Origin of the sequence: Sphingobium sp. B2 (genome assembly GCF_007693735.1) — a bacterium.
In the GTDB taxonomy this organism is placed as follows: Bacteria; Pseudomonadota; Alphaproteobacteria; order Sphingomonadales; family Sphingomonadaceae; genus Sphingobium; species Sphingobium xenophagum.
Genome location: NZ_VDBZ01000003.1, coordinates 327,501 through 352,397, shown reverse-complemented (window position 1 = coordinate 352,397; position 24,897 = coordinate 327,501). Strand labels below are relative to the sequence as shown.

At 62.3% G+C, this 24,897-nt stretch carries 21 protein-coding genes and 2 pseudogenes (1 of these 23 cut by a window edge); 16 read left to right on the top strand and 7 right to left on the bottom strand.

All coding sequences use genetic code 11. The features are described 5' to 3' along the window. Positions 1-8 precede the first annotated feature (8 nt). The 3 genes from FE851_RS20015 to FE851_RS20005 all read left to right on the top strand — a co-directional run bounded on the left by FE851_RS20015 (position 9) and on the right by FE851_RS20005 (position 2,948). Positions 9-1,349 (top strand): globin-coupled sensor protein, encoded by a 1,341-nt coding sequence (locus FE851_RS20015; RefSeq protein WP_145206419.1) that lies wholly within the window; start codon positions 9-11, stop codon positions 1,347-1,349. A gap of 110 nt (positions 1,350-1,459) precedes the next feature. Then, the gene (locus FE851_RS20010; RefSeq protein WP_145206416.1) at positions 1,460-2,407 is read left to right on the top strand and encodes a sigma-70 family RNA polymerase sigma factor; all 948 of its coding nucleotides are present in this window, start codon (positions 1,460-1,462) and stop codon (positions 2,405-2,407) included. A 55-nt stretch (positions 2,408-2,462) separates the two neighbouring features. Next, the gene (locus FE851_RS20005; protein ID WP_145206414.1) at positions 2,463-2,948 is read left to right on the top strand and encodes a hypothetical protein; all 486 of its coding nucleotides are present in this window, start codon (positions 2,463-2,465) and stop codon (positions 2,946-2,948) included. A 525-nt stretch (positions 2,949-3,473) separates the two neighbouring features. Here the strand turns inward: FE851_RS20005 and FE851_RS20000 are convergent. The 6 genes and pseudogenes from FE851_RS20000 to FE851_RS19975 form a co-directional block, all read right to left on the bottom strand. Beyond that, complete coding sequence (locus tag FE851_RS20000; protein WP_145206411.1) at positions 3,474-3,737, bottom strand: hypothetical protein; 264 nt, start codon at positions 3,735-3,737, stop codon at positions 3,474-3,476. 459 nt (positions 3,738-4,196) lie between these two features. After that, positions 4,197-4,958 carry an IclR family transcriptional regulator gene (locus tag FE851_RS19995; protein WP_145206408.1) on the bottom strand — a complete coding sequence of 254 codons (762 nt, stop codon included), beginning with the start codon at positions 4,956-4,958 and terminating at the stop codon, positions 4,197-4,199. 6 nt (positions 4,959-4,964) lie between these two features. After that, positions 4,965-5,363 (bottom strand): nuclear transport factor 2 family protein, encoded by a 399-nt coding sequence (locus tag FE851_RS19990; protein ID WP_261371098.1) that lies wholly within the window; start codon positions 5,361-5,363, stop codon positions 4,965-4,967. Then, positions 5,360-6,487, bottom strand: a complete 1,128-nt coding sequence (locus tag FE851_RS19985) for a cobalamin-independent methionine synthase II family protein (protein ID WP_107125368.1) — start codon at positions 6,485-6,487, stop codon at positions 5,360-5,362. The genes FE851_RS19990 and FE851_RS19985 overlap by 4 nt, the downstream gene beginning before the upstream one ends. A 117-nt stretch (positions 6,488-6,604) precedes the next feature. After that, a pseudogene (locus FE851_RS19980) lies at positions 6,605-6,988 on the bottom strand (enoyl-CoA hydratase-related protein); the annotation flags it as partial. 90 nt (positions 6,989-7,078) lie between these two features. Next, a pseudogene (locus FE851_RS19975) lies at positions 7,079-7,633 on the bottom strand (p-hydroxycinnamoyl CoA hydratase/lyase); the annotation flags it as partial. Between the two features lie 210 nt (positions 7,634-7,843). Between FE851_RS19975 and FE851_RS19970 the strand changes: the two are divergent. Genes FE851_RS19970 through FE851_RS19955 form a run of 4 tightly spaced genes read left to right on the top strand, consistent with a single transcriptional unit; the run spans position 7,844 to position 11,101 of the window. After that, complete coding sequence (locus tag FE851_RS19970) at positions 7,844-8,611, top strand: SDR family NAD(P)-dependent oxidoreductase (protein ID WP_145206402.1); 768 nt, start codon at positions 7,844-7,846, stop codon at positions 8,609-8,611. A 29-nt stretch (positions 8,612-8,640) separates the two neighbouring features. After that, on the top strand, positions 8,641-10,173 hold the full coding sequence (locus FE851_RS19965) for an FAD-binding oxidoreductase (protein WP_145206398.1): 1,533 nt from the start codon (positions 8,641-8,643) through the stop codon (positions 10,171-10,173). Then, on the top strand, positions 10,170-10,583 hold the full coding sequence (locus tag FE851_RS19960) for a c-type cytochrome (protein WP_145206395.1): 414 nt from the start codon (positions 10,170-10,172) through the stop codon (positions 10,581-10,583). Before FE851_RS19965 ends, FE851_RS19960 begins: the two co-directional genes overlap by 4 nt. Then, on the top strand, positions 10,580-11,101 hold the full coding sequence (locus FE851_RS19955; protein WP_145206392.1) for a hypothetical protein: 522 nt from the start codon (positions 10,580-10,582) through the stop codon (positions 11,099-11,101). Before FE851_RS19960 ends, FE851_RS19955 begins: the two co-directional genes overlap by 4 nt. Positions 11,102-11,105: 4 nt before the next feature. Here the strand turns inward: FE851_RS19955 and FE851_RS19950 are convergent, their stop codons facing one another. Beyond that, positions 11,106-11,603 carry a nuclear transport factor 2 family protein gene (locus FE851_RS19950; RefSeq protein WP_145206389.1) on the bottom strand — a complete coding sequence of 166 codons (498 nt, stop codon included), beginning with the start codon at positions 11,601-11,603 and terminating at the stop codon, positions 11,106-11,108. A 95-nt stretch (positions 11,604-11,698) separates the two neighbouring features. On the opposite strand from FE851_RS19950, the gene FE851_RS19945 reads away from it, so the two are divergent. The 9 genes from FE851_RS19945 to FE851_RS19905 form a co-directional block, all read left to right on the top strand. Beyond that, entirely contained in the window at positions 11,699-12,613 is a 915-nt protein-coding gene (locus FE851_RS19945) for an NAD(P)H-binding protein (RefSeq protein WP_145206386.1), read from the top strand. Continuing rightward, the gene (locus tag FE851_RS19940) at positions 12,610-14,784 is read left to right on the top strand and encodes a PQQ-dependent dehydrogenase, methanol/ethanol family (protein WP_145206383.1); all 2,175 of its coding nucleotides are present in this window, start codon (positions 12,610-12,612) and stop codon (positions 14,782-14,784) included. The genes FE851_RS19945 and FE851_RS19940 overlap by 4 nt, the downstream gene beginning before the upstream one ends. An 8-nt stretch (positions 14,785-14,792) precedes the next feature. Beyond that, positions 14,793-16,415: a GMC family oxidoreductase gene (locus FE851_RS19935; RefSeq protein WP_145206380.1), complete on the top strand. Its 1,623-nt coding sequence runs from the start codon at positions 14,793-14,795 to the stop codon at positions 16,413-16,415. Between the two features lie 86 nt (positions 16,416-16,501). Next, positions 16,502-17,986, top strand: a complete 1,485-nt coding sequence (locus tag FE851_RS19930) for a carotenoid oxygenase family protein (RefSeq protein WP_145206377.1) — start codon at positions 16,502-16,504, stop codon at positions 17,984-17,986. A 222-nt stretch (positions 17,987-18,208) separates the two neighbouring features. After that, on the top strand, positions 18,209-20,602 hold the full coding sequence (locus FE851_RS19925; RefSeq protein WP_145206374.1) for a TonB-dependent receptor: 2,394 nt from the start codon (positions 18,209-18,211) through the stop codon (positions 20,600-20,602). Between the two features lie 195 nt (positions 20,603-20,797). Continuing rightward, positions 20,798-21,211, top strand: coding sequence for a hypothetical protein (locus tag FE851_RS19920; protein ID WP_145206372.1), 414 nt, complete (start codon positions 20,798-20,800; stop codon positions 21,209-21,211). Positions 21,212-21,268: 57 nt separating this feature from the next. Further along, a complete protein-coding gene (locus FE851_RS19915; protein WP_145206369.1) occupies positions 21,269-22,537 on the top strand; it encodes a TolC family protein in 1,269 nt (422 codons plus the stop codon). Next, positions 22,537-23,781, top strand: coding sequence for an efflux RND transporter periplasmic adaptor subunit (locus tag FE851_RS19910; protein WP_145206366.1), 1,245 nt, complete (start codon positions 22,537-22,539; stop codon positions 23,779-23,781). Before FE851_RS19915 ends, FE851_RS19910 begins: the two co-directional genes overlap by 1 nt. Positions 23,782-23,806: 25 nt before the next feature. Continuing rightward, positions 23,807-24,897 carry the 5' portion of a CusA/CzcA family heavy metal efflux RND transporter gene (locus FE851_RS19905; RefSeq protein ID WP_261371137.1) on the top strand. The gene runs 2,032 nt beyond the window's last position, so the window shows 1,091 of its 3,123 coding nt (coding positions 1-1,091); its start codon is at positions 23,807-23,809; its stop codon lies beyond the right edge, outside the window.

Here is a 24,897-nt window from a genome sequence, read left to right as displayed (position 1 = left end):
ATCAGGATATGACGACAAGTGCGAATTTGATGGAGCGCGTGGCTTTCATCAATTTAGACGAGACCGACCGCCGCCTGATGCGGGAATTCATACCCGCATTGGAAAAGGAATTGCCGACGATCCTCGAAAAATTCTACGCGCAAGTGGCAAATTTTCCCGAAACGGCCGCTCTTTTTTCCGGCAGTGCGCAAATCAGCCGGGCGTCCGGCGCACAATCGCGGCACTGGCTGCGACTGTTTTCGGGTCGCTTCGACGATGATTATTTCGCGTCGGTCAAGGCGATTGGCTTGATGCATAGCCGGATCGGACTGGACCCGCGCTGGTATATGGGTGGCTATTCCTTCATCCTGGGCCATCTGTGTGCCTTGGCCGGCCATCATGTCGGTCGTGGCTTTTCGAGCGGCACCCGCGCCGCGCGCCTGATCTCTGCGGTGACAAAGGCAGTGATGCTTGATTCCGAACTGGCCGTCTCGGTCTATATCGAGGAGAATAAGCGTAGCTATGACCTGAAGATCGAGGGGCTGGTCGCACGGTTCGAGGAAAGGGTCGCCGCCCTGGTCAGCGATCTTTCAGGCGCGTCCCAGGCGCTTGAGCAAGCCGCACATTCCATGAGCGATACCGCCGGAGACACCAACCAACGGGCCATGGCTGTTGCTGCGGCATCGGAACAGGCGAGCGCCAGCATCCAGACCGTATCCTCCTCGGCTGAGCAACTGCGGGCCTCCATCGGGCAGATCCGCAGCCAAGTCGAAGAATCGGCCCAGAATTCCCAGGATGCGGTTAATACCGCTCGCCGGACGGACGACATCGTCCGCACGCTGGCCCAGGGGGCGGAAGAAATCGGCACGGTCATCGGACTGATCAGCCAGATCGCCAACAAGACCAACATGCTCGCCCTCAACGCATCGGTCGAAGCCGCACGTGCAGGGGCCGCCGGCAAGGCGTTCGAGGTCGTGGCCAAAGAGGTTAAGGAACTCGCCAACCAGACCGGACGCGCAACCGACCAGATCGGCCAGCAGATCAGTCAGGTGCAGCGCGCCAGCCGCGAAGCGGTCGATGCCATTGGCCGCATTACAACGACGATCGACGAACTTTCACGCATTAGCGGAAATCTCTCCAATGCGGTGCGCGAACAGGACATCGCCACGAGCGACATCAGCCAGAATGTGCAGCAGACCGCCATTGCCGCAAATGAGGTGTCAACCAACATCGTCACGGTGTCGAGCATTGCCGATCTCGCGGGCGCCGCTGCCAGCAGCGTACTGGAATCGGCGCAGGGCGTCTCGCACCAGGCAAACTCCCTGTCGGAAGAGATGGACAATTTCCTGCGCGATCTTCGCGCCGCATAATATAGGATAGTATTTATACGTAAAGGATGATCAATCATCCTTTAACATCTTCTCCCCTAAGATGGCTCCACCGAAGCGAAGGACGCCTCGGCCATTTTTGGGGACAAGTGATGAGCAAGACCACCGATCAGTTGGAAGCGGCCGTTGCCACGGTCATCGAAAACAGGCCCGCCGACGGCGTCCGTGCAACGGCGCGTCAGCGGGCTTCGGTGGATCGGGCCTTCGCCCGCATCCTGACGCTCATCGCACCGCGGATACGGCATTTCATTCGGCAATATGGCCTTGCCGCCCATTGGGACGACGCAGAACAGGTGTGCGCGATCGCCGTGCACCGCGCGATTGAAATGTATGAGCCGGAAAAGGCCCGCTTCACCACCTTCGTCAACTGGCAGATCCGCGGCGAGTTGCAGGCGCTCCGCTTTCGTCTGATGACCGACCAGCGGCCATCGGCAAAGAAGGTTGCAGCTACCACCGTTTCGCTACAGGCACTGGAACATCGCATCGACAGCGACGATGCGCCGGTCGAATTCACGATTTTGGACGAAGATGCGCTGCCGTCGACCGAATCCGGTGCGGCCAGCTACATGGCACAGGAAACGGCGCGCGCTCTGCTCGATGCCTATGTCGACCATTTGCGTTCGGTCGGTGTGGCGCAACTCAAGCGCACCCGCCAGCGTGCTGGCATTGGGCGCGGCGTCAGTGTCGACCCCGTCGAACTTGAACGCCTTGAACAGCGCATTGTGCGCGATCGCGACATCATCGCCTGCCACCTGCTTGGTTCAGATGAGCAGATGGATGCATTGTCACAGGATCTGACGCGTGAGCGCGTTCGCCAGATTACGCGCCGCGCGGCGCGCGTCCTGGCTGACATCGCAGTAAAGGGCGAACATCAGGTCGGATCGGACAAGTCAGTACGCCGCTCCATCCTGCCCTCGGCCGCCGATCGCCATAACCACATGGTGCGGGTCAAGGCATCCGTCCTCTCCGCCGATCTGCCGGATGCTGTCCGACCCGCAGCGTTCGCGGCCGTCGAAAACAGGGGTATGAAGGCGCATTGATCCACCTCTCTCCAAATCATCCTATAATATGGGGATGACAGGAGTTTTGACGTTGATGTCTCATCTCGACCGGATCGTCATCACCCCCCGCCAGGCTGGACTAGGCCCGGCAATTCGCCCCGCCGCGGAGCGCCTGATGGTGGCGTCAGCGCTTCTCCTGCAACAGGAGCAGAAAGCCATGCTGCTGCTGGAGCGTGACGAGGTTGGGCAAATATGCGACCTGATCTGCCACCATGGCCGACAGTCTGAACTCGACAGTTCGAATAAAGGTCTGCAACCGGTGATCCAGATGGTTCATCGCTACGGCGCGGAACTGCTCGACACGTTGGGACAAGTCTGGCCGAACTACGCCGCGCCCGAAAGCCTGGGTGTCTTGACCGACGGTCAGGATATTTATTTCAGTCCGGACAGCCCATCAGTGATGGACAAGGACTGGTTCCTATATGCGGCCCGGGGCGAAATCCGCGTCTGTTCGCTGCTCGGACGCAACACGCCGCTTTCCCGATTGCTTGCACCGGAAAAGACAGCAATCTTTCATTAATCATATCCACTACATCTCCTGCGCATTGAGATCGCCTCGCAATGGCGGTATCAGGGCGCGAACAGGAGGCCAGACGTGACGGACGGAAAAACGGCAACGCCGGTAAAGCGACGTAAGGGCGGTGCGAAATCGTCATTGCGGCTGGTGACCGACGTCGACATGTCCGTGCCGGTCGATCCCTATCGGACTATTCTGTTTCCAAACAATCTTCGCGATATGCGGCGGCAGGCGGGCTATGAGTCGCTGCTGTTGCTGGCCGAACATATTCCCGAAATCCCCTATATCCGCCTGTCGAAGATCGAACGGGGGGAAGTTTTCGCCAAAGCCGACGAATTGCGCCTTATCAGCCAGCGCCTGAATGCCGATCCGCTGGCTTTGTTGATCGACGTTCGCGATCCCGGTTTCGATATCGCCTCATGGTCAGAGCGCCGCGGTCCCGCGACCCGGACTGACTGGCGGGAAGAAGAACAGGCTATTCTGCTCGCCGCACTGTTCCGTCGCACACGGCAAATGGATCGCCCCCTGTCACTGCATCAGTTGGAGGAAGATTTTGGCCTTCCTCCGGTCATGGTCTCCCGCATCGAAAATGCCATCAAACCGATCGCGCGCTGGAACGCTGCAACGCTCGACGGGATTTGTCGCGTCATCGGCGTCGCTGATGTGATGGCCCTTGGCAAGCATCTGGTGACGGTCCATGGGCAGGGCTTGCTGTCCGACTGGGTGGCGCGCGTGCCAGGCCGCGCTGATCGTGAGCAAAAGACGATCTCCCGGATCGATGAATTGCGGCACGCGCTGATCGCGCCTGCGCCGCGATCGACAGTCCAGCCGCAGTCGCAGCCGACGGGCGGAGAAGTGCCTGCGCCTCGGCCCCGGTTGCCAGTCATGGGCTCGCCTTTGCCGGACGGACTTCTGGCGCCCGTCCTGACCAATCATGAGGTCGAAGCACCCGCGGGCGCAGGGCCGCGCGCATTTGGATTGCGCCTGTGCCGTCCAACGCTGGGGCCAGGAATGCCTGCCAACGCCGTGCTTATAGTTGATCCAGACATATTGCCGTCCGCCGGGGGACTTGCCGTCATAAGCGAGGGCGATGCCTATCGCGCCGTTACGCTCGCCACAGATCGACAGGGCGTGCTCTATGGTTACAGCGTCATTCCCGACCGCGAAATTGCCATTGATGCGCTCGCGGCAACGGATGTGTTCGCCGTATTGGCGGTATATTTCATCTACAGCCGGGCGGCGACTTTTCCCTCACTGCGCTGGCGTCTCCGCGGCCGCGAAAAGCCTGACCGTCTGTTCCAGTTTTTGGACCGCACGCGCTTCGAGCTCTGCGGTAAAACGAGGCAGGGGGATGGCGACCGCAAAGGCGCCGACCGCCATGCCATCGACCAATGCCGCCATGCCAAGGCCGCAAATGCCCGGCGTATATTCCTCCCGCGTACGGCCAATGCCCGTCATGCGGATCGCGGCCAATTCTGTCCGCAAGGCCTTCTCATCGGTTACGCTGTGGGGCGTGAACGGCTCCAGCTGTACTTGCGTGAAATAGGCGTCGATTTCATCGTCCGACAGCATGGCCAGCAATGCCTTGCCCGCCGCCAGGCTGTGCATGGGAATCCGCGTCCCCACGCTGATCGAATAGCGCAGCGACTGTTCCGCCGTTTCCGTGACGATGGCTTCCAACTGCCAGCCGTCCCGCACAAAGAAAGACGCGGTCTCGTTGGTCTGTGACCGTAGCGATTTGACCAGCGGGCGTACCCTGTCAGCCAGTGACAGGGCCATGCGCGGTGACGCCAGCCGGGCCAATGCCGGGCCGGGCAGGTAGCGCCGCCCGACCCGCGCCAGATACTGTCGCTCTACCAGCGTTGCGAGCAGATAGGACAGGCTGCTGACTGGAATGGTAAGGCCCGCCGCAATCTCCTGCGCCACCACGCCTGCCGGCCGCGCGACGACATATTCTATGATGTCGATCGTCCGCATCGCCGATTTGACAGTAGATGGCGTGGTGCCATTCATGGGCAGTTAGCTCCCCTGGAAAGTCAGGCTACCCTGCCGCTCGGCAAAGCGCCATCCCGCTGCGTCCAGGACGAAGCGGTCGTGAAACGACCCGACCTTAGGCGCGCTATCGCCCGTGAACAACAGCATCGCGCTTTCCCCCACTGCCTCGGTTGCGCTCAGCACGTCGATCACGACATTGGAACAAATGTGCCGCGTCACTCGCGCCGGGCGGGCAAGGAACGCTGCCAGAATGGCGTCGCGCCCCTCCACCCAGTCGTCAGGTGCCGTTGGCCGCGCCATCCGTCCGTCCGGCGCGTAAAGGTCCACCACGCCCTGCCAATCGGCGGCATCGTTCAAATTGGCATAGAGGGCGATCAGCCGCGCGCAATCCGCCTCGATGCCGCGTCGTTCATCCGCCGTCACAGCCGTGCGTCCGCCAGATCCGCGCCCGCGCGCAGCGACCGCAATTTCTTCCATGTCACCGCCGGGTCGATCTTGCCATAGCCTGCAAATGTTCCGAACCCGCAATCGGTGCTGCCGATCACCCGATCCTTGCCGACAATCCGCGCAAAGCGCTCGATCCGCTGGGCGATCAGTTCGGGATGCTCGACATAATTGGAACAGGTGTCGATCAGGCCCGGCGCCAATATCTTGTGATCGGGAATGGTCGCATCGCGCCACACCGTCCATTCATGTTCGTGGCAGGGATTAGCGCCTTCGAACAGGATGGTCGCCGGGCGGGCGGCAAGGATGATGTCGATCACCTTCTCCAGCGCAATGTCGTGGTCATGCGGTCCTTCATAATTGCCCCAGCAAATATGCATCCGCATCCGTTCCGGCGGAATATTTGCGGTGGCGGCGTTGAGCGCCTCGACATTGGCCGCTGCAATTTTCAGAAATTCCTCTTCACTGGCGTCCTGATAGCCAGTGTGCCGCGACATCGCCAGGTCGGGGCAATCGAGTTGCAGGTCGAAGCCTGCCGCGACGATCGTCTCATATTCCTCCCGCATCGCGTCGGCCAGATCAGCCAGATAGGCTTCGTGGCTTGGATAATGGCGATTGACCTGGAAGGCAGTGATCAGTCCCGGCGAGGCTGCGTTCATGAACGCCCGCACGCCATCCCCATGGGGCGCCAGCGCGGCCTTGAACCGGCGAATATCGTCATGCAGCGGTTCCAGCGTCACCTTGCGCACCGGCCCGATGCAGGACGCGCGGGTAAAATCCTGACTGCCCATGATTGCGGCCAGCTTCTGCCGCAGTTCCGGCAAGGGCGCGAGGTCGGCGGCAGGCCTGCGGTCGGTATGACCGCCAAAACCCGACAATCGCTCGATCATGTAGGTGGAATAGCCAACCTTGCCCAATTCGCCATCGCTCACGATCGATACTCCCGCCTCGATCTGGGCGGTCACGGCTTCGCAAACGGCGGCTTGCACCAATGTGTCGAACGCTGCAGCGTCATAGGGCTCCCCCTTGTCGCGGGCCAGCAGCAGCGGGGTCAGTGCGTCACCACGCGGCAGGCTGCCCACATGGGTGGTGGCAATGGGCATAAAGATCCTCCTCCTGTTTGGAGCACCCTGCCACAGTTTCGCGGATATGGATATATCGCGGATATGAAAAAATAGGCGCCGAACATTGTCCGGCGCCCGTCAGGAGGGTTAGGGGAATCAGGCTGCGCTGTCAGCGTTCGCCTTGGCCTTGGACAGGTCATAGGCGCCCAGGCCCGGCTTGTAGCTTTTTTCGTCGATGAACTGGCGGATGCCTTCCTTGCGACCTTCCGTCTTGTCGTGGAAATTGGCCGCTTCCTGCATGCGCACCAGATAATCCTCGGCCTCGTCATAGGTCATGGTGTTGACGCGACGGACTGCATCCTTGGCGAATTTGAGAGCGACCGGATTCTTCGACAGCAGCTTGTCGGCAACCGCGCGGGCGCGGTCCTTGAGCTGGTCGAGCGGCACGCTTTCATTGACCAGTCGCATGGCCGACGCCTGCTTGCCGTCGATCAGGTCGCCGGTCAGCGTCAGCCACATGGCGTCGCGCATCGACAGCAAGATGTGTATAAGAGACAGCTTTCGCGCTGCGACTTGCGCACACCGCGCAGGCCTGTCTCTTATACACATCTAGATGTGTATAAGAGACAGGACCAGTCGCATGGCCGGCGCCTGCTTGCCGTCGATCCGGTCGCCGGTCAGCGTCAGCGACATGGCGTCGCGCATCGACAGCAGGTCGACCACCACCTTGGTCACGCCACCGCCGGGCAATATGCCCCAGTTGATTTCGGACAGGCCGAACTGCGCTTCATCCGCGCAGATGGCGAGGTCGCAGGCGAACAGCGGGCCAAAGCCACCGCCAAAGCACCAACCATTGACCATCGCGATGGTCGGCTTCTGGAACCAGCGCAGGCGGCGGAACCAGCCATAGCTTTCGCGCTGCGACTTGCGCACACCGCGCAGGCCATCGGCCTCGGTCTCGCGGAAATATTCCTTCAGGTCCATGCCCGCTGACCAGGCCGTGCCTTCGCCGCTCAGCACCAGTACGCCGACATCGTCGCGGAATTCCAGTTCGTCCAGCACTTCCATCATGCGCCGGTTGAGCGTCGGGCTCATCGCGTTGCGCTTGGCGGGGCGGGCGAAATTCACCCAGGCGATCCGGTCCTCAACATGCACCGATACGACGTCTTTTTCGTTTTCCATCATCCTGCTCCCTGGCTGGTCCTGTGAAAGGCGGGCCGGGGGCGGCCTCACCGAATATGTATGCTAGGGATACAATATCGCAGGGAGAATTGGCAAGCGAATTTTATGATCCTGCCTATCGGCCCGCCCGGCGCTGGCTTGACAACGCCGTCGACCCGCTAGATGATAACGATCGTTATTAAATCGCCGGCATGATCGGCGGAGCGAGGCGGGATGAACGTGAACGGCAAATTGGCGCTCGTGACCGGGGGCGCATCGGGCCTGGGCGAAGCCTTGGCGCATGCGCTGCGCGACGCAGGAGCGCGGGTCGTCGTGCTCGATCGACATCCGGCTACCCTGACCGGGATCGAATCGATCCCTTGCGACATCACGGACGAAGCGGCGGTAGCGGCTGTCATCTCGGCCATTGTCGATCACCATGGCCCGATCGCGATATTGGCCAATGTGGCTGGCATCGGCGGCATCGGTTCGATCGCGTCGCCCGCTGGTCCGGGGGACATCAGCGCTTTTCGGCGGGTGATCGACGTCAACCTGATCGGCGCGGTTGCCGTCACTGCCCATGTTGCCCATTCCATGATTGCCAATATGCCCGATGGCGCTGATGGCGAACGCGGCATCATCCTCAACGCCTGCTCGATCGCCTCGTTCGAGGGGCAGGAAGGGATGGATGCTTATGGCGCATCGAAGGCGGCGCTGGCTGCGCTGACGCTGATTTGGGCGCGCGACCTGTCGCGCCATGCGATCCGCTGCGTGGGGATAGCGCCCGGCTTTTTTGCGACGCCGATGACGGCGCCCATGCCCGATGCGCTGGTCGACGAATTGATCGACGGCATGGAATTTCCCCGCCGCGCGGGCACCGCGCAGGAATTTGCCGATGCCGCCATGTTCCTGATCCGCAGCCCGATGATCAACGCTGAAATATTGCGGCTCGACGGTGGTGCGCGCCCGCCGGCCCGCACTCGCTGGACCGCGGCGGCCTGAATTTCTTTCCAGTCACAAGGCACAACAATATGGCCCAACCCCTTTCGCCCGCCGTCATCGCCGCCTTCGCTGCGATCGTTGGCAAGGATAATGTGTTCTTCGATGAAGCGGACCAGCTTGCCTATCAGGACAAGTTCGCCATCGACGATGCCCTGCATCATCCCGCCGGTGCGGTCGCGCCAACCACGGTGGAACAGGTGCAGGCGATTGTCCGCGTCGCGTCGGAACGCGGCCTGTCGCTCTGGCCGATCAGCCGGGGGAAGAATCTGGGCTATGGCGGCTCCGCCCCGCTACTGGCGGGTTCTGTCGTCCTCGACATGAGCCGCATGAAGAAAATCGACTATGACGAGGCGAACGGCACGGTATTGCTGGAACCGGGGGTAGGCTTCTACGATCTTTATGATTTCCTGAAGTCGAAGGGCATGAAACATTGGCTGTCGGTGCCCGGCAACAGCTGGGGATCGGTGGTCGGCAATGCGCTTGACCGGGGGGTGGGCTATACCCCCTATGGCGAACATGCCGCGCGCATCTGCGGCATCGAAGCGGTGATGGCCGACGGGCTGGTCGTGCGCACGGGCATGGGCGCACTGGACGGCGCACCCACCTGGCAACTCTATCGCTTCGGCTTTGGTCCAAGCTGGGACCAGATGTTCGTCCAGTCCAATTTCGGCATCGTGACCAAAATGGGCCTGTGGCTGATGCCTGCGCCGGAATCGCTGATGGGCATGGACCTGGAATTTGACCGGCCAGAGGATTTGGGACCGCTTATCGATGCGATCGCGCCGTTGCGACGCGAAGGGTTGTTGCAGCAGTCGCCCACCATCGGCAACTGGCTGCGCGCAGCCGCGGTGTTGACGACGCGCGATCAGTGGACCGACAAGCCCGGCGCGCTGGGCGATGAGGTGATTGCCGCTATTCGCAAGAAATTCAATGTCGGCTGGTGGGGCGTGAGCCTGCGCCTTTATGGTCGCGAGTCGGTGAACAAGGCGGCCTATGCGGTGCTGGAACAGGCGATGTCCGCGCTCAAGCCCATGGCGATGCGCCCGACAAGCTGGAAGACGGGCGAGCCGATGGAGGCGAGCGGTTGGACCGGCACGCCGCTGACCATGCCGATGCAAAATGCCAATTGGCATGGCGGACGCGGCGGCCATGTCGGCTTCTCGCCCATCCTGCCGCAATCGGGCGCAGCGGCGATGGCGCAGTTTCAGCGCACCTATGCCCGCTACAAGGAATATGGCATGGATTATCAGGCCAGCTTCGCCTTTGGCGAACGCCATCTCATCAACGTCAATGCGGTGCTAATCAACAAGGATGATCCTGCCTTGATGGGCAGGGTTGATCCCTTCCTCAAACAGTTGATCGCTGACGCCAAGGCGCAGGGCTATGGCGAATATCGCACCCATCTCGACTATATGGATGCGGTCGCTGCCACCTATGATTTCAACAAGGGGTCGCTGTGGCAGATCAACCGCAAGGTCAAGGACGCGCTTGATCCCAACGGCGTGATCGCGCCGGGCAAGAGTGGCATCTGGCCCACGCGGAAAGCAGGAGGGCGGGCATGATGCGGCGCGGATGGATGACTTTGGCGGCATCCGCCATGGTGCTGGCCGGGGCGGCGTGCGGCCGCGCGAATGAAAGCGCGTCGCCACCGGCAGAAGCCTCCAAGGGGCCACCACCGCTGCCCGCGCCGGAAACCGTCTCCTCCCGGCCCAAGGCAGGACCGGGCGAGCGGCTTTATCTGGAAAAATGCGCGATGTGTCACGGCCCAGGCGGCATGGGAACAGGCCTGCTTGCCCGCCGGACGGATCAGCCACTGCTGGAAAAGCGCACCGACCTGACCGTCGATTATGTCGTGCAGGCCGCGCGTATGGGCATTGGCAACATGCCCGCCATTCCGCGTGGTGAAGTGAGCGACGCCGACATGAACCTGATCGCCAGGCATTTGGCACGCGCCGGGGAGGGGGGACAATGACGATCGTGACAAGACGCGACTTTCTGGCCAGCGCGGCGGTTGCGTCCGCGCTCGCTGGTTCTGGCGGCGCTATGGCTGCGCGAACTGGCGGGCCGCTGCTGCTGCATGATTCAGGGCTTGGCGCGGGGCATCGGTTCGCCGTGCGGGCGGCGGCGCTGGGCGGCGCATCACTGGCGCTGGAGGGCGACCGCGTCCGCCAATTGCGCGGCCTGCTGGCCAGCGAGCCGGCATCGATCTTCGGCGTCACCCGGCGTAGCGATGAACTGCTGATCGGCGAAATTGCGGCGGAGGCAGGCTATCGCCGCATCGCGCTGGTCCTGCATCGCCCCGTCGGCGTCATGGTGCCGATCTGCGCGCCCGACGGCGCAACCATCGGCACGCTGGCGCGGCTTGCAGGCGCTCGCTGGCCAGAAGCCTTTGCCGAACTGGCGCTGGGCGGTGTGGAGAAATGCGCGATCGTCCCGGCTACGGGGATGGCGGAACCGGCACTCAGCTGGGTGCTGATCCGGTCCCGCTAAACCCCTAGCGCTTGATGATCAGCGAGTCGGGGCGCTTGCGCGGCACCCACTCGCCCCGGCCAGGAAATTTGCTCAGCACCGCGCCATCCCACAGGCGCACGGTACGACGATGGAAACGCCACTCGCCGCCATCGCCCTTGACCGCATGATCGTCATACCAGCCTGCAAAGCGCAGCAGATAGGGCGGTTCGCCTTCACATTCCGTCACGAAAGCGAAGGACCGCATCATGCAACTGCCATCCGCCTGCGGCATATATTGAATTTGGCTCACATGATGCTGGCGACCGGGGAAGCCTGGCGCATTGCGATAATGTTCGGCAATCCCCCGAATCCCGTCATGCCCTTCCCAGATGTCGGGATCGTCAAACACTTCCTCCACCATCCGCGCATCGGGCGTGAAGCAGGCGACCAGCGCATCGACATCGCCGGTATCCAGCGCCCAGCTATAAGCGGCGATCAGATCCTGCAGGGCGATCCGGTCTTCGATGGGCAGGCTTGGCATGATGGTCACTCTCCTGTTTTCACTCTCTTGACGCAACAATAACATTCGTTACTATCATGCGCAACCGTCGATAAGAAAGACAGATGAGGGGCTGCATGGGAAAGATCATTATTTCAGGGGCTTCCGGCGCATTCGGCCGCGCCGCCGCGGCGCTGTTGCTGGACAAGGTCGCTCCGCAAGACGTCATCCTGCTATCGCGCACTCCTGCTAAGTTAGCCGACTTTGCCGCCAGGGGCGCTGACGTCCGCTTCGCCGATTTCGATGATCCCGCGACCCTTCCCGCCGCCATGGCTGGGGGCGAACGGATGCTTTTGATCAGCACCGCTCGCGTCGGCACGCGGGTCGGCCAGCATCGTAACGCGGTGGAGGCAGCGGTCACGCAGGGCGTGCGCCATATCGTCTACACCTCGATCATCGCCGCAGACGAACCGGGCAATCCCGCCATCGTCAAATATGATCACCGCGCGACCGAAGAGATTATCGAGGCGTCCGGCGCTGCCTGGACCCATTTGCGCGATAGCCAATATGCCGAGGCGGTTGCCGCCGCGATGGTCATTCCCGCGTTGATGGCCGGGACAAAGCCGGACAATTGCGCCGACGGTGCGGTCGCCTTTGTCAGCCGCGACGATTGTGTCGCCACCGCCGTTGGCGTGCTGACTCAGCCGGACCATGAGAATAAGGCCTACACGCTGACCGGCCCGGATCTCATTACCATTCCGCAGGCCATGGCAATGGCCAGCGACATGGCCGGCAAGCCGATCATCGTCGAACCGGTCGATGACGATGGCATGTTCGCCTATTTCGATTCTCTGGGCATTCCCCGTCATGCGTCGGACATCATGCCTGATGGACCAATCCCCTGGTCGAGCGATGACATGGTCACCTTTGGCCAGTCGATCCGCGAAGGCTATTTTGCCCAGGCGACCGATTGCGTCGAACGGATCACGGGTCGCAAACCCAAATCGCTGCGCGAGGTCATGCTGGCGCACAAGGCAAGCTGGCCGCTGTGAGAGGCGCGCTATTTGCCCTGCTGATGCTGGCGGGATGCGCGAGCGGCGGCAGCCAGGGCGGTGCAGGTGACGACTGGCCCTTTACCGGCGGCGATGTCGAAGGCAGCCATTTTTCCCGCCTGACCGATATCGATGCTAGCAATGTAGCGCGGCTGGGCCTGGCCTGGTCGCACGACCTTGGCACCAACCGGGTGCAGGAAGCCACGCCGGTCGTGGTCGACGGCATCATGTACACCAGCGGCAATCTCGGCCGGGTCTATGCGCTGGATGCTGCAACGGGAGCGTCGCTCTGGACCTTTGAGCCGGAGGTTGACATGCAGGCCAACCGTTCGGCCTGCTGTGATCAGGCCAATCGCGGCGTTGCCGTGGCCGACGGCAAGGTGATGGTCGGCGCGCTCGACGGAAAGCTCTACGCGCTCGATGCCAAGACCGGCGCGATCGTCTGGAAGGTCGATACGATCATAGATCACACGCGCGGCTATACCAGCACAGGCGCGCCAGAGGTTGCAGGTGACCTTGTCATCATTGGCAATGCAGGCGCGGAATATGACACGCGCGGCTATGTTACCGCCTATCGCGTCGCTGATGGCAAACAGGCATGGCGCTTCTTCACCGTGCCCCACGATCCCAAAGCCGGTCCGCAGGAAAATCCCGCACTCGATGCCGCGCTCAAGACCTGGGACAAGGACAGCCGTTGGGACATTGGCGGCGGCGGCACCGTATGGGACGCGATCAACTACGATCCCGCCTTCGACACTGTCTATATCGGTGTCGGCAATGGCGGACCCTATTCGATAAAGACCCGCTCGCCCAAGGGTGGCACAAATCTCTACCTCTCGTCCATCGTCGCGCTGGATCGCAAGACGGGGGCGGTCAAATGGCATTATCAGGAAACGCCCGGCGACAGCTGGGACTTTACCGCGACCCAGCCGATGGTGCTGGCCGATGTCGAGGTGGACGGAAAGGTCCGCCCCGCCATCCTCCATTCGCCCAAAAATGGCTATCTGTTCGTGATCGACCGGGAAACCGGCAAGCCGCTGCGGATCAATGCTCTGGTACGCACCAACTGGACCAAGGGTTTCGACAAGGATGGCGTCGCGCAGATGACCCCCGGCAATGTCGACTTTTGGAACGGTCCGCGCATCGTCTATCCAGCCTCGGCTGGCGCGCGCAACTGGTACCCCGCAGCCTATGATCCGACGCGCAAACTCTATTTCGCGCATGTGCTGGACATGGGCAATCTCATGTTCGGGCCGCCACCCGGCACGCCCGAACAGGCCCGCCGCGCCAGGGCGCTCAATGTCCAGACCACCCTGATCTTCACGCCGATGTTGCAGCAGGTGCTGCCAACGCTGCCGTCGGCGGTTCGCGATCAGGTCGAAAAGCTGCCGGAAATGCAATGGGTGAAGGACAAGCCCTATAGTTCCGAACTGCGCGCCATCGACCCGTTGACCGGAAAGGCAAAATGGACTGTTCCGACCCAAGGGTGGCAGGACCGGATGGGGACGCTCGCCACCGCATCGGGACTGGTCTTTCACGGTACGATCGGCGGCAAGCTGATGGTCAGGGATGCCGATACTGGCAGGCTGCTCAAGGAAATCGATACCGGCAGTTCGATCATGGCCGCGCCGATGACCTATCGGGTCAAGGGCGTGCAATATGTCGCTGTCGCAACCGGCTTTGGTGGTGGCGGCTGGGGCTATGTGCCCGACTATGCCGCGGCCTATCGCTTTGGCAATGCCAACCGCCTGCTGGTGTTCAAACTGGACGGCGGGCCGGTGAAGAAGCCCGATCCGCTGCCGCCGCTGGAGGTCGCGGCTGCGCCCCCGGCGCAGAAGCCCGGCGTTACTGCGGCCATGATCGCGCGGGGGCAGGGCCTCTTCTTCCAGAATTGCGCCATCTGTCACAGCAACCAGTTGCGCTCGACCGCGCCGGACCTGCGCCGGATGCAGCCTGCGACCCATGATGTATTCGGCGCGATCGTGCGCGATGGTCTGTTGCTGCCGGGCGGAATGCCGCGCTGGGACGATATTCTGTCGACGCAGGATGTGGATGCGATCCATGCCTGGCTGATCGCCGAACAGGGCGCGCTGCGTGACCGGGAAATGAAACTCAAGGCGGCGGGCAAGCCGCTCGATGCACCCAGCATCGCCGTCATGTCCAATTTTTAGGATCATACATGGAACAGAGCGATATCATCGTGGTGGGCGGCGGATCTGCCGGGGCTGCGATGACCGGGCGGCTGGCGGAAGCCGGGCTGGCCGTCACCCTCATAGAAGCGGGCAGGACCGATCGGCATATGCGTTCGCGCGTCCCTGCCCTGACCAGTTCGATTGTCCAGAATCCGGACTATGACTGGTGTTATCAGGTCGAACCGGATCCGTCGCTGGGCGGACGGGCCGACATCTGGCCGGCTGGGAAACTGCTGGGCGGGGGAAGCGCACTCAACGGCATGATGTTCATTCGCGGTCACCGCTGGGATTATGACCGGTGGGCGGCGTTGGGTGCCGATGGCTGGGACTATGCGTCCGTGCTGCCCTATTTTCGGCGGATGGAGGATAATGAACGCGGCGCGGATGCGTGGCGCGGGACCGGCGGACCAATCGCCGTGTCGGAAGGGCGCGCGCGCTATCCGATCACTGACCAGTGGATTGCGGCAGCGCAACAGGCGGGCATCGCCCGCTCGACGGACCTGAACGGCGAAAGCGCCGAGGGGGTTGATTATGTCCAGGTGTCCCAGCGCAACGGCACCCGCTGTTCTTCGGCGCGCGGCTATCTGCATGAACGGCGTGGCGGCAAGACGCCGACGATCCTGCTGGAGGCGCAACTGCTCCGGCTGCTGATCGAGGATAATCGCGCGGTTGGCATCGTCTATCGTCAGGATGGCGTCGAAAAGACGTTGCGCGCGCGCCATGGCGTCATATTGTCGGCCGGGGCAATGAACACGCCGCGCCTGCTGATGCTGTCGGGCATCGGCCCGGCCGATCATCTGGCGGAGATGGGCATAGACCTGGTGCGCGACCTGCCGGGCGTGGGCCGCAATCTGCAGGATCATGTCGGTACCCATGTCGTCAATGAAGTCGATGGCGCGACGCTGAACAGCGACGCACAGGGGTTGCGCGGCGCGTGGCAGGTTCTGCGCTATGCGCTGGCGAAGCGCGGTGCGTTGACCACGGCGATCGGCCATGCGCAGGCCTTCGTCAAAAGCCGGGCGGATTTGCCCGTGCCCAATCTCCAGATCAGCTTTGCCGCCTTCGCCTTCGATTTTGATGAGCGGGGTCGGTTGATGCTGCGCAAAAATCCTTCCGTCTCGACGCTGGTGGGGCTGATGCGGCCCAGCCATCGCGGGCGGATCACGCTGCGTTCGCCCGATCCGTTGGCGCCCCCCGTCATCGCGCATCGGCAACTCGACAGTGAACTGGACATAGAACAGATCGTCGAAGGCATCGTCATCGCCCGCGATATTTTGCGCCAGTCCGCGATCGCGCCCCATGTGAAAAGCGAACTGCGACCGGGCGCGGCGCTGGCCGGGACGGAGCAACTGCGCGACTATGTCAAGATGGCGTCCATCCCGCTCTATCACCCCGTCGGGACCGCGCGGATCGGTCGTCGAGACGATCCCGCTGCGGTGGTCGATCAGGATTTGCGCGTCATTGGTGTGGAGGGGCTGTGGGTCGCCGATGCTTCGGTGATGCCGTCGCTGCCGGCGGGTAACACCAATGCGACGGCAATCATGATCGGCGACAAGGGGGCCGATCATGTCCTCAAGACGCTACGTCGCAACATGCAGCCACCAGGATGATGGTTGCCCCGGCATACATTCTGCGCTTGCAATAATAGTAACGAATGTTAGTATGTGCGTCAGGAGAGAATAAGGAACCCAGGGCGATGCCAAACTATCCCCAGACCATCCATTTCGTCGGACTGAATACGCCCGTGGGCATCGAATGGTCCGCCCGCAATCTGGACGTCATCGGGACGATCCCCGCGGAAATTGACGGTGCCTTCTTCCGCGCCGTGCCGGACCCTGCCCATCCGCCGATGTTTGACGATGACATCGTGCTGTCGGGCGATGGAATGGTCGCGAAATTCGCGATCCATGATGGCAAGGTCGATTATGCGATCCGCTATGTCGAAACCGAACGATACCGGCTGGAAAAGGATGCGCGGCGCGCCCTGTTCGGCCAGTATCGCAATCCCTTTACCGACGACGCCAGCGTGGCGGGTCGCGATCGCACCGTGGCGAACACCACCCCGGTCTGGCACGGCGGTCGGTTGCTGATGACCAAGGAGGACGGCCTGGGCTATCAGGTCGATCCTGACACGCTGGAGACGCTGGGCCGCTTTGACTATTATGGTGCGCTCAAATCCCAGACCTTCACGGCCCATCCGCGCGTCGACCCGGAAACCGGGGAAATGTTCTTCTTCGGCTATGAAGCCGATGGTCTGTGTTCGACCAAAATTTCCTATGCGATCGCTGATCGCGACGGGAAACTGATCAGTGAACAATGGTTCGATCAGCCCTATTGCTCGACCATCCACGATTTCGCGATCACCGAACATTACGCCATTTTCCCGCTCTTCCCCACCACGGCCGATCTCGACCGCTTGAAAGCGGGCGGCGCGCACTGGGCGCACCAGCAGGATCTGGAAAGCTGGGTCGGCATCATGCCGCGTTATGGCAAGGTGGAGGAGATGCGCTGGTTCAAGGGGCGCAATGGCGTCTCGGCCTTCCATCTTGTGAACGCCTATGAGGAGGATGGTTTCGTCCATCTCGATCTCTGCCTGTCGGACACCAATGCCTTCGGCTTCATGCGCGAGGCGGGCGGCATCCAGCGCGACCAGCGGGATATACAGGGCGGGTTGACCCGCTGGACCTTCGACCTGTCGAAGGAGGGTGACATGTTCGAGGAGCGTCTGGTTGGTCCGCCCGGCGACATGCCACGGCTGCGCGACGCGGATCAGGGGCGGCCTTATCGGGCGGCCTGGTATCTGTCGATGAACCCGCGAGGCGGGCCACCTTTGCCCGGCGGACCTGTAGGGGTTGCGTTCAACGCGCTGTTGCGGATCGAACCGGGCAATGGTCGTATCGACATGATGGGGCTGGAGCCGGGCATGGCGATCAGCGAACCGGTCCATGTGCCATCGACGCAGGAAGACCATGAAGGCTGGCTGCTGATGGTCGTCGACCGGCAGGCAGGCGAGGCGGATTTCAAGTCCGAACTTTGGGTGGTGGAGGCCGGCGTAATTGCGGCCGGGCCGATCGCTCGCGTGCCCATGCCCATGCCGATGCGCGCGCAGGTTCATGGCGCATGGGTATCGGCCCGGCAATTGGCGAATGCGCGCCAGAATGTGGACAGTGAAGCCGCGTGACGGCTTGACAAATCGTAACGATCGTTATTTATTGAAGAGGAGGGGGTGGGCCTTATCCGTCGCTCCCTCCAAAAATACTGTCAGAGCAGAACAGTCGGGCAGGCAGGATCAGAGGACGGCAGGAAAGGCAGACGCATAAGCGTCGCCTGGACCGGCATCGCCTATGGGCGGTCCGGTGATCCTCCCCCTTTGCCTTGCTGACTGACAATAGGGAGGAAAATAATGTCACATATCTGGAAGTCTGCATTTCGCAGCAATGCCGCTTGCATCGCGATGATGGCCGCGATGGCCGCTGGTCCCGCACTGGCCCAGGACGCATCCGTGCCGGAACAGGCGGCCGATCAGTCGAACCAGTCCGCCGACATCATCGTCACTGCCCAGTTTCGCCAGCAGAATTTGCAGGACACGCCGATCGCGATCACCGCGGTGTCCAGCGAAACCCTTGCCGCGCGCAGCCAGACCAGCGTCACCGACCTTGGCCAATTCGCCCCCAACGTGGCTCTGGCTCCCGCGACCAGCCTTCAGGGCAATTCTGTCGCGGCCTTCATCCGTGGCGTGGGCCAGCTGGATTCCAGCTTCGCGCTGGAGCCGGGCGTGGGCATCTATATCGACGATATTTATTATGGCACGACCTATGGTGCGGTGATGGACCTCACCGATCTGGAGCGGGTCGAGGTGCTGCGCGGTCCGCAGGGAACGCTGGCTGGCAAGAACAGCGTCGGCGGTGCGGTCAAGCTGTTCAGCAAGAAGCCCGACGCAACAGCGGGCGGCTTCATCGAAGCGACCTATGGCAGCTATGACCGGCTGGAACTGCGCGGCAGCGCCAACATCCCGTTGAGCGATAGCCTGTTCCTGCGTGTGTCGGGCGTGTCGAAAAATGTCGACGGCTATATGAAACTGCTGGACTATGGCTGCGTCAATCCCGCGTCGGGCATCGCGCCCACTGGTACCAATGACAAGGGGTGCCAGGTTGGCACCGAAGGCGGCATCGACGTCATGGCCCTGCGCGCCGCGCTGCGCTTCGCGCCGGTCGGCTCGCCGCTGGAAGTCAACATCGTCGCCGACGTGTCGAAGGATAATAGCGAAGCGGTCGCGACCAAATTGCTCTATGCCAACAACCCGCTAGTGCGCAGCTATGTGCCGGGCAATCCTACGGCCGGCATTCCGTTCGACAGCCGCTTCATCACTGCGTCGAAGAGCTACACCTCCTACGCCAATTATGCGACGGGCGGCAATTACACGACCGTGTTCGGCATCCCGACCCAGGTCGCACCCGGTGGCTTCTCCGCCAGCCCCACCAGTTCGGTCAAAAGCTGGGGCATTGCCGGGACGATCGACTATGATCTGTCCGACATGCTCAAGCTCAAATCGATCACCGGCTATCGCAAGGCGGACGGCACCAGCGCGATCGACGTGGATGGCTCGCCGCTCGCCATATTGTTGCAGCAGTTCAACTACAGCCATGAACAATTCACGCAGGAATTGCGCCTGAGCGCCAATTTCAACGATGCTGTCGACCTGACCGTGGGCGGCTTCTATTACAAGGCGACCGATCTTCTGTCGGGGCGCAGCGCTATCCCGACGCTCCTGTTCGATTTTCTGGTGGATGACGTGGTCAAGAACCGCAGTGCATCGGCCTTCGCCCATGCCGAATTCCATGTCACCGATGCGTTCAACGTGATCGCGGGCCTGCGCTACACTGACGACAAGAAAACCTATGATTATTCGCGCCGGAATATCGACGGCAGTCTGCCCAGCGGCGCTTTCTTCACGCCCAACTTCCTGCTGGCCGGTCTTGACGGACTGTCGGGCACGTTCAAGGGCGATCGCCTCGATTACCGTCTGGGCGTGAATTATCGCTGGAACGACCAGTTGATGACCTATGCGCAGGTCTCGACCGGCTTCAAGGGCGGCGGCATCAACCCGCGTCCTTCAGCCCCCGACCAGGTGCAGACTTTCGGCCCGGAAAAGCTGACGACCTATGAAGCCGGTTTCAAGGCAGACCTGATGGGCCGGATGCTAAGGCTGAACGGCGCTGTGTTCCTCAATGATTACAAGGATATGCAGCTGGTCCGCTATCAGTGCCCGGAAAGCGTCGTATTCTCCTGCTCGGTCCCGTCCAACGCGGGCGACGCGCGCGTCCTTGGCTGGGAACTGGAAGCTTCGCTTCGTCCCACCGACGGCCTGTCGATCGACGCGTCCGCGGGTTATCTCGACTTTGACTATAAGAAGATCACCAATCCCGCGACGCTGGTGACGAAAAATATGATCGCGCCGTTCATCAGCAAATGGCAATTGTCGGCGGGCATCCAGTATGAAGCGGATCTGGCCGGATCGGGCACGCTGACACCGCGTATCGACTGGTCCTGGCGCTCCAACTATTTTTACAATGCCATCAACAATGCCTTCAATCAGATCAACCCGCCGCATCTCGTCAATGCGCGCCTGACCTATCAGGGGCCGGACAAGGACTGGTCGCTCAGCCTTGGGGTCACCAATCTGCTCGATAGCTATTATTATGCTGGCAAGGCGGAAAATGTCGGCAGCTTCGGCGTCGTTTCCGGCGTGGTCGGTCGGCCGCGCGAATGGATGATCACCGCGAAAAAGAGCTTCTGACACAGGCAGCAAGAATGGCCGGTCGCCGGACTGGGCGACTGGCCATTGCCGTGCATGACAGGCCGATGCCGCGACGGCTTTGGTCGGGCAGGGCGGCAGGATATGCTGCTATCGGCCCCATGAATGCGATTTACGATGACGCCTTGCGATCGACAGAGACTTGTGCCGCCCTGCTTGGCTGGATAGGCTGACGCCATGTTCGCCTTGCGCTTCTCCCTGCATGCTCGCCTGGTCGCATTGCTGTGCATTGCGCTGCTGGCCCTGTTTGCGGGCATGGGCCTTTCGCGGATGATCGATAAGGTGCAGCATGCGCCCGGCGCGGCCCAGGCCCATGGGCATCTCCTGTTAAGCGCTCTGACTGTGGAAGAGGCGCATGACGCCGACCATGATGTCAATGGCGAACAGGATGAAGGGCAGTCCGATCGCTTGCCCGACAGCCATCACCATCATGGCGATAGCGGGTCCGGTATCATCCTGCTCACGCAGGCAGGACTCGCTGCGCCCTCGTCGCGCTTTGCGCCGCCTGCCATGATGATTGATCAGGTGGAGCCGGACTCCGCCTTTCAGGGGCAAGAGCGCCCACCCAGGCTGTTCGCTTTCCGCGTCTGAACCTGTGGCCGCCATGCGGCGCGGGTTGATCCACGTCGCATAGCGAAAGCCTGTTTCATGTTTCGATATTTCAGGGCGCGCGCTGTTCCGCGCCTGACCATCATGCTGCTTGCCAGCGCTCTCTTTCCCGCTCCGCCATTGGCAGCGCAGGGGCTGACGCTTGCCGATGCGATGTCGCGCGTGGCGCAGGCCGATCCCGGCGTTGCCGTGACTGCCGCCCAACATGACGCGGCGAGCGCCGCCATAAAACAGGCGGAGGTCCGGCCCCAGGATGTCGTCACCGTCGACCTGGAGGATCTGGCCCGCACTGGTCCCTACACGCCGATCGCCAGCACCCAGACGACTGCCTGGTATGAACGGACCTGGGAACGCGGTGGCAAGCGGGAGGCGCGGATCGGCGCGGCGCGGCTGAACCGCGATGTGACCGAGCAACGCGGCCGCCTGCGCCAGCTCGACATATTGGCACAGGCGCAGACCGCCTGGGTGGAGGCGCTGGCGGCGGAAGCCGAAGTCCCCGTTGCGCTGGAACGGCTGACGCTCGCCCAACGACTGGAGCGGGAAGTGGCGCGCAGGGTCGCGCGCGCTCTCGATCCCCTGTTCGCGCTGGAGCGCGCCCGCACCGCTGTGGCGCAGGCCCGCATCGCCCATGAACAGGCGATTGAGGCTGCCCGGATTGCGCGCATGTCGCTGGCCGCATGGTGGGGCGCGCAGGGCGACGTGGAGATCGATACCAGCAGCTTTTCCCGCCTGGCGCCCGATCCGGCCGCCGACGCGCAGCCCATAGATGTCGCGCTGCTCGATGCAGAGCGTGACGCGGCGGCGGCGCGCGCGCGACTGGCGGAGGCGAACAGCGCTGCCGATCCGGTCCTGCGCGCGGGGTTGCGCCATTATGGGCAGGGCAATGATGTCAGCATCGTGGTCGGCGGCTCCATCCCGCTTGGCGGTCGGCGCGCCCAGCGCGGCAATGTCGAGCAGGCGCAAGCCGAACGTCGTGTCGTCGAAGCCGAAATCGCGGTGCTGCGGGTGCAGGCGATGCGCGACATAAACCGGCTGCTGGCGCAGCGCGCGACGATCGTGCGCGAAATCAACAAGATCGACAATGTGGTTCTGCCGAGCGCCGAACGCGCGGTCGTGCTGGTGCGCGACGGCTATAATCGCGGCGGCTCCGCTTTCACCTTCCTGGAAGTCACGCAGGCACAGGAGGCGATGATCAATGTCTATGATCGCCGCATCGCCCTGCTCAAATCCTACCATCTCGACGGCGCGCGGCTTGATCGGCTGACCGGTCGCCACGCCCCCCTTCTTGCCAGCGCGGAGAATCGCTGATGTCCCCCTTGTTGAAATTTGCGGCCCTGCTGCTCGTCCCCACCTGGCTTGCCGGGTGTAGCGAAACCCCGCCTTCGCACGATCATGAGGAGCATGGCGCGGAAGAGGCCAAGGAAGAGCGCGGTCCCCATCGCGGTCGGATGCTGCGCCACGGCAATTTCGCGGTTGAAATTACCATCTTTGAAGATGGCGCCGAACCCGAATTCCATGTCTACGCCTATCGTGACGACAAGCCGGTCAGGCCGCAAGATGTTCAACTGAGTGTCGAACTGACCAGGCTGGGCGGCAAGATCGATCGATTTGCCTTCTCCCCGCAGGATGATTTTCTGCGTGGTCGCGGGGCTGTGGAAGAACCGCATAGTTTCGATGTAAAGGTCATGGCTGCCGAAGCTGGCCGGACGCATAAATGGAGCTATGCGTCCTATGAAGGCCGAACCACCATCGCTGCGGACGCTGCGCGGGCGGGCGGGGTGCGGTCCGAACGGGCAGGGCCAGCCTCGATCGCCGAATTGATCGACTTGTCGGGTCGCATCGAAATCACGCCTGAAGGCAAGGCCGACGTCCGCGCCCGACTGCCTGGGCAGATCATGTCGATGAACGGCGAACTGGGGCAGACTGTGCGGCGTGGCCAGACACTGCTGCGCGTCGAATCCAGCCATTCGCTCCAGACCTATGTCGTCACTGCGCCGATCAGCGGCATCATCGTGGAAAAAAATGCCAATATTGGGGACATGACCGGGGACCGGGCGCTGTTCGTGATTGCCGATCCGGCCAAGCTGCATGCCGAATTTTTCGTCTATCCGCGCGATGCTGAAAGGGTGCGGGTAGGGCAGAAGGTCGCGCTACGCAGTCTGTCGGGTGCGGCCCGGCTGACCGGCGCAGTGGAAGCGATATTGCCGACCGCAGACCTGGCCAGCCAGACCCTGCTCGCCCATGTCCATCTGCCCGAATCCGCAGCCGATCAGTTTCGCCCCGGCATGGGAGTGGAAGGCGCCTTCGCCGTTGCCGAGACGCAGGCACCGCTGGCGGTGCGGACCAAGGCGATCCAGCGCTTCCGCGATTTTGATGTCGTCTATGCCAAGGTCGGCAACAGCTATGAAGTCCGCATGCTCGAACTGGGCCGCAGGACGCCGGGATGGACAGAAGTGCTGGGTGGGCTGGAGCCCGGCACCGAATATGTCACCGATGGCGCTTTCCTGATCCGCGCCGATATCGACAAGTCGGGAGCCAGCCATGACCATTGAGGCCATCGCCGCCGGCCAGCTCCCGCTGCTCGAACGTATCGTCACCGCCGCCATCCGCTTGCGCTGGGCGGTGCTGGCTGCCGTGCTTGTGCTCTGCGCGCTTGGCATATGGAGCTTCCAGCGGCTGCCGATCGACGCGACGCCGGACATCACCAATGTCCAGGTGCAGATCAACAGCGAAGCCGTCGGCTTTTCGCCGCTGGAGGCGGAACAGCGGGTCACCTTTCCGATCGAAACGGCGATCGCTGGCTTGCCTGGGCTGGACTATACACGCTCCATCTCCCGCTACGGCCTGTCGCAGGTCACTGCCGTCTTTGCCGATGGCACCGACATTTATTTCGCGCGCCAGCTGATCAACGAACGGTTGCAGACCGCGCGATCGCAATTGCCGCCCGGCGTCGAACCGGAAATGGGGCCGATCGCCACCGGCCTTGGCGAAATTTTCATGTACACGCTGGAGGCCAGACCGGGCGCGCGCAAGGCGGACGGCACGCCCTATAATGCCGAGGATTTGCGCACCTTGCAGGATTGGGTCATCCGCCCGCAGTTGCGCAACACGCCGGGCGTCACCGAAGTCAACAGCATCGGCGGCTATGAACGGCAATATCATGTCACCCCGTTGCCGGACCGGATGGCGGCCTATGGGCTTGCGCTCGATGATGTGGTTGAGGCGCTGGGCCGCAACAATGCCAATGTCGGCGCAGGCTATGTCGAACGCTATGGCGAACAATATCTGGTCCGGGTGCCGGGGCAGGCGGGGGGCGTTGAAGACCTCAAATCCATCATCGTCACCAATCGCGGCGGCGTACCGATCCGCATCAATGACGTAGCAGATGTCGGGATGGGTCAGGAATTGCGTACCGGTGCCGCCACAGAAAACGGGCAGGAAGTCGTGCTGGGCACAGTCGTCATGCTGGCGGGCGAAAATAGCCGCGTGGTCGCGCGCGCAGCGGCGGAGCGGCTGGATCAGGCCGCCAAGGCGCTGCCCGCCGGGGTCGAAGCGGTCGCGATCTATGACCGGACCGATCTGGTCGAACGGGCAGTCTGGACGGTCGAGAAAAACCTGCTCGAAGGCGCTTTGCTCGTCATCGTCGTGTTGTTCCTGCTGCTCGGCAA